The organism is Streptomyces sp. NPDC013455, assembly GCF_040632975.1.
In the GTDB taxonomy this organism is placed as follows: Bacteria; Actinomycetota; Actinomycetes; order Streptomycetales; family Streptomycetaceae; genus Streptomyces.
This window is the reverse complement of record NZ_JBEYCX010000068.1, coordinates 1-2,148: the sequence shown is the minus strand read 5'-3', so window position 1 is coordinate 2,148 and position 2,148 is coordinate 1. Positions and strand designations below refer to the sequence as shown.

At 69.1% G+C, this 2,148-nt stretch carries 1 protein-coding gene; it reads left to right on the top strand.

What is annotated here, in order from left to right; translation table 11 throughout:
• On the top strand, positions 1-2,148 hold a 2,148-nt coding region (locus ABZ576_RS34295), incomplete at both ends, for a type I polyketide synthase (protein ID WP_360750014.1).

Sequence of the window (2,148 nt, the reverse complement as noted above, 5' to 3'; positions counted from 1 at the left end):
ACCCAACTCATCACCGCCATCACCCACCCCCACCCCCACCAACACCTCACCATCCGCAACCACACCACCTGGACCCGACACCTCACCCCCACCACACTCCCCACCACCACCAACACCCCAACCCACAGCACCCCCACAACCACCACCCCCGGCACCACCCTCATCACCGGCGCCACCGGAGCCCTCGCCACCCACCTCACCCACCACCTCACCACCCACCACCCCCACCAACACCTCCTCCTCACCACCCGCCAACCCACCCACACCCCCCAACACCAAGCCCTCGCCACCCAACTCCGCCAAACCAACCCCAACGCCACCCTCACCACCTGCGACATCACCGACCCAGAACAACTCACCCACCTCCTCAACCACCTCCCCACCCCACACCCCCTCACCACCCTCATCCACACCGCAGGAACGCACCTCTTCGCGCCCTTGGCGGCGACCGACGGAGACGCGCTCGCTTCCGTCCTCGCCGGCAAGACAGCGGGCGCGACGTACCTGCACGAACTGCTGCGCGATCACGACACGTTGCAGCACTTCGTCCTCTTCTCTTCCGGGGCAAGCGCATGGGGCAGCGGCAATCTCGGTGCGTACGCCGCCGCCAACGCGCACCTCGACGCCCTGGCCGCGTACCGCCGGGCTCGTGGGCTCCCAGGCATGTCCATCGCCTGGGGACCGTGGGGCGGGGACGGAATGTCGGCCGGTGAGGAAGCGCAGCGGTACCTCAGGGAGCGCGGCGTACCCCCGATGGAACCTCGGCTCGCCGTCAAGGCCTTCGACCTGGCGCTCCGGGCGCACCCGAACACCAACCTCGTCATCGCCGACATGGACTGGGACCGCTTCGTCCCGACGTTCACCACGCGTGGTGACACCTCCCTGATCCAGGACATCCCCGAGGTCCGGCGTCTACTGGCACGCGAGGAAGAGTCGGCGAAGACCGCCGCGACCACCGAGCCCGACACCCAGCCCCTGCGCGAACGCCTCACCGGCCTGACGGCCAGGCAGCGGCGCCAGGAACTGCTCCGGCTGGTCCGCACGCACATGTGCGAAGTTCTCGGCCGCGATGAGACGGATGAGTTCGAGGAACACCGCGCCTTCCACGACCTCGGGTTCGATTCACTCACGTCCGCCCGGTTCAGTCAGCGCATGGCCAAGGCCACCGGCCTCCAGCTCTCCCCCACCCTCGTCTTCGACCATCCGACCCCCGCGGACTGCGTAGCCCTGCTCCAAGCTCAGCTGCTGGGCGCCGACGACGGGCCGGCGACGCGCGAGGAGGAGAGGGACCGACGGCCGTCCGCCGGCGACGAGCCGATCGCCATCGTCGGAATGGCCTGCCGGTTCCCCGGTGGAGTGCGGTCCGCCGAGGACTTGTGGAACCTCCTGGTGTCTAGGACCGATGCGATCAGCGCGTTCCCCACCGACCGCGGCTGGGACCTAGAGCGTCTCTACCACCCCGACCCGGACCACCCTGGAACCGCCTACACCCGGCACGGTGGATTCCTCACCGCCCCAGGCGACTTCGACGCCGACTTCTTCGGCATCAACCCACGCGAAGCGCTCGCCATGGACCCCCAGCAACGGCTCCTCCTCGAAACCGCCTGGGAAACCATCGAACACGCCGGTCTCAACCCCCAGACGCTCGGCGGGACATCCACCGGCGTTTTCACCGGCATCAACGCCCAGGACTACGCCGGACACGTCCGTCAGGCCAAGGACAAGGTCGAGGGCTACGCACTGACCGGAAGCTCAGGAAGCGTGGCGTCCGGCCGGGTCGCCTATGCGCTCGGCCTGGAAGGACCCGCCGTCTCGGTCGACACGGCCTGCTCCTCCTCCCTGGTCGCCCTGCACCTGGCCTGCCAGGCACTGCGCTCGGGCGAGTGCACGATGGCCCTGGCCGGCGGTGTCATGGTCCTCTCCTCCCCTGAGACCTTCGTGGAGTTCTCGCGCCAGCGGGGGTTGTCGGCCGACGGCCGGTGCAAGTCCTTCGCAGCCTCCGCCGACGGGACGGGCTGGGGCGAAGGGGTGGGCATGTTGCTGGTGGAGCGGTTGTCGGATGCCGAGCGCAACGGTCACCGCATCCTCGCGGTCGTGCGCGGCAGCGCCGTCAACCAAGACGGCGCCTCCAACGGCCTCACCGCCCCC